Source organism: Candidatus Angelobacter sp. (genome assembly GCA_035607015.1).
GTDB lineage: Bacteria > Verrucomicrobiota > Verrucomicrobiia > Limisphaerales > AV2 > AV2.
In genome coordinates this window covers 1-3,031 of the sequence record DATNDF010000447.1, presented here as the reverse complement: position 1 = coordinate 3,031, position 3,031 = coordinate 1, and the positions used below count along the sequence as shown (strand labels likewise).

The 3,031-nt window shown below is 56.9% G+C and carries 3 protein-coding genes; all 3 read right to left on the bottom strand.

Going from position 1 to position 3,031, the window contains the following annotated elements; genetic code table 11:
- Positions 1–147: 147 nt before the first annotated feature.
- Complete coding sequence (locus VN887_17975) at positions 148–1,095, bottom strand: DNA-binding domain-containing protein (GenBank protein HXT41902.1); 948 nt, start codon at positions 1,093–1,095, stop codon at positions 148–150.
- A 19-nt stretch (positions 1,096–1,114) separates the two neighbouring features.
- Positions 1,115–1,999: a DUF692 domain-containing protein gene (locus VN887_17970; GenBank protein ID HXT41901.1), complete on the bottom strand. Its 885-nt coding sequence runs from the start codon at positions 1,997–1,999 to the stop codon at positions 1,115–1,117.
- Positions 2,000–2,277: 278 nt separating this feature from the next.
- Positions 2,278–2,601, bottom strand: a complete 324-nt coding sequence (locus tag VN887_17965) for a hypothetical protein (GenBank protein ID HXT41900.1) — start codon at positions 2,599–2,601, stop codon at positions 2,278–2,280.
- Between the last annotated feature and the right edge of the window lie 430 nt (positions 2,602–3,031).

The window sequence follows — 3,031 nt, the reverse complement described above, 5'->3', positions numbered from 1 at the left end:
CTAGAGCCGGTTTCACAAGCTGTGGCACGGGCGGCCCGCCCGTGTTTTTAACCGAAAACATGGGCGGGGCGCCCATGCCACGTCAGTTCAAAATCAGCACACTCGCAATTTCACGGAGTTCCCACGGGCGGGACGCCCGTGTCACGATTAGTGCCGTTTACAAAACCAGCCGGTTTCGGTCCAACGGGCAAAACACCGTTGAATGCGCGCGGTCCAATCCAGATCATCATACTCAGAGATGACGCGACTGCACGCATCAGCAAGCGTCTTCCCATCGCGCAGCAGGATCAGCAACTGGTACTCCGCCGGATCGAGCCGCTTGTAATATAAATCATTCTCGTGGCGATGTACCGCGAGAAAAATCTTCTCGCGCCTGGGAATGCGCGACCGCCGGCGATTGCTCTCGATCCGCTCGGCTTCCATCGCGTTGCTGGCTTGCGAGCGCATGGCTTCATCACGCTTCTTTACCGCAATCACGAAATCGTCCAGCGGGTAATCCATCTCCAACAACGTCAGATATGGCTGAAGCGACAAACGCAGTTTGGCGGGATCCTGGCCGAGCAGGTCATCCACCGCCAATGGTGGCCGTTCTTCTCCGTCGAACGCCACCACCTGCGCCCATTCGAAGCGGGCCATGTCGAGGCAGATGTCTCCGTTGGGCGCGGTGTATTGCGGCTCTTCTTCGAGAAACTGCACGAGGTGGTCGCCCAGATTTCGCAATGTGAATGAGCGCGAGGGATAGCGTGTCAGATACGCGATGCGCAGTTTTTCAAACTTCTGCTTGCCCAGGATGGCGCGCAAGCCGGGGTAATCGTCCCACAGGCAATCCATCAGCCGATACCAGTATTGCCGATTGTAGATGGCAATGCGTTCGAGGCTCGTGAGGCGATCGTTGGGCTTGATAAACCCCGCCGCGACGTCTCGCATGGGCCGGCCATCGCGGAAGGTTCGCTGCGGGTCGCCAGCTTTGGTCAGGGGAAAGCTGATGGTCGCGAACGCGAGGCGTTGAAGCTCGCGAAGTTCGGCAATCGTCTGACGACGTGGCACGGGCGGCCCGCCCGTGTTTCTTACCGAAGACATGGGCGGGCCGCCCATGCCACTGCGTTTTGGAGATTTAGACAGCGACGGTCGCATGTCGGCGCTCCTGCCTGGCATTGCCGTTTTTCAGTGACCGGGCGATGAAATCATTCGCCTTTAGCGCCGTCTCGTGGACCTCGTCGAAACTGGGGATGTGTGCATCCCATTCCAGCAGCGTGTTGGTCCTGCCGCATAACTCGATCGCCCGGCCATACATCTGCCAGACCGGATCGATCGGGGCGTGATCGTGGGTGTCGAGGATATACTTTTCGTACTTGGAATGGCCCGCGACATGGATCTGGCCGACGCGATCGTGCGGGATGTTGTTCAGGTAATCGTATGGATTGAAGGTGTGATTCATCGACGAGACATAGATGTTGTTCACGTCGAGAAGGATGCCGCAATCGGCCAGTTCGACCACCTCGCTCAGGAACTCCCATTCCGTCATTTCCGACGCATGGAACTCGGCATAACTGCTGACATTCTCGACGCAGATCGGCACTTCCAGAGAGTCCTGCGCCTCGCGCACCTTGCGAGCCGTCACTTTGGCGGCGGCAAACGTGTACGGCATCGGCAGGAGATCGTGCGAATAGGTTCCGTCCACGCTCCCCCAGCAAAGATGATCGGAAAGAAACGGAGTCTTTGTCCGCTTGATCAGGTTCTTGAGACGCTTGAGATGCTCGCGGTTCAGCGGATCGGTTGAGCCGAAGTAGATGCTGACGCCATGCTGCACGACCTTGTATTGCTCGAGGATCTGGTCGAGCACCTCGAGGGGCCGGCCGGCATCGCACATATAGTTTTCGCTGATGATCTCGAACCAGTCGCAGGTCGGCTTCTTGCTGAGAATATGGCGATAATGGGGAATCCGCAGCCCGATGCCAACGCCGAGATCCGAGTAGCCGTTAAATCGATTTGCTGCCATCTGGGTAGGTCCAAATCCGAACTCCGAAACTCGAAATCCGAAACAAATTCGAATATCGAAATCCAAAACAAATCCAAATGACGATGGTCAAACCGCTCGTCGGTGCGATCCACGTTTCGCATTTGCATTCATTCGAATTTCGATATTGTTTCGGATTTCGGATTTCGACATTCAGATTTTCTTCCGCGGATTTTCTTCCGTCAAAGGACACCCGGGCGGTTTCCCGCACGGGGGTCCGGGTACATCATAGGATGAACAAATCGGCGAGTGGCTTACAGCTAGGGGGCTTGATTGGTCTTGCAGCCGCCCTTGCCCTTGCAGCTATTCTTGCCTTTGCAACCATTGTCGCCGGTCTTGCAACCGCCCTGGCCCTTGCAGGCATTCTTGCCCTTGCAGTCATGCTTGGTGGTCTTGGAGGTATCGTCGACAAGTGCCTTGGAACCGAGGCGGGTGTCGACAGTGCTCGACGCTTTGACGGTGCTGGGCGAGATCGAGACCCCGGAGGACGCGACTGGAGTGGACGCCATTGTGCGTGAAGCAGCGCCAGCGAGAAGGCCGGCCATGGCGGCGGCCGCGATCATACATTTGGACTTGGAGCTCATGTGCGTTTCCCTTTCATGGCTCGCGGCGTCAACTGGAACACCCAGTTTTCGCGGCGAGCGTGAGACGTGAAATCAAATACGATTGAAAACAAAAATCAGATGACAAGACCTCGAAGGCGCAACCACAGGCCGCGCCGCTCTCCTCCATCGCAACCTCCTCCTCCCGCATGAACACCCTGAACACGGGGTACGATACTCAACCGAACCGCCGGCGCGATCCCCCAAAACGCGCAACAGCACAACGCGAAAAGGACTCCATTCCAATCTTCTGGCAACGGTTCAAATGCAGGCATGTGGGTCAAACAGCACCCTGTGGCGGCCGTGGCCGAACCCTTCCTCGCCGACGGTTGGTGAGAATAATAAGAAACATTCGCGAACGGTGATAGCAAAAAATCCGTACACGCGCGAATTATAAAAAGTGGCATGGGCG